Here is a 250-nt window from a genome sequence, read left to right as displayed (position 1 = left end):
ATCACCTATGGTGATAAGACGCCAACGTTCACCGTTGCTTACGGTGATAAAGTGGTCAACCACGTTGATCTAACGAATACGGACTTTACATTCGATGGCAGTGCTACGATTCCAACGAATGTGGGCACTTACCAAGTTGCTTTGAATGCTGATGCCATTGCTGCAATTGAAAAGGCTAACCCGAACTACACATTCAGTGCTAGTGACTTCATTGGTGGGACTTATACCATTAATCCATTAGCCACTGATC

1 protein-coding gene is annotated in these 250 nt (G+C 44.4%); it reads left to right on the top strand.

Going from position 1 to position 250, the window contains the following annotated elements; all coding sequences use genetic code 11:
• Positions 1-250 (top strand): MBG domain-containing protein (locus GM612_RS12310; protein WP_246147774.1); only part of this gene is annotated, 250 nt, incomplete at both ends.

The organism is Secundilactobacillus folii (assembly GCF_009720675.1).
In the GTDB taxonomy this organism is placed as follows: domain Bacteria; phylum Bacillota; class Bacilli; order Lactobacillales; family Lactobacillaceae; genus Secundilactobacillus; species Secundilactobacillus folii.
Note: the sequence above shows the minus strand (reverse complement) of the source record. Positions and strands in the feature narration are given on the sequence as shown.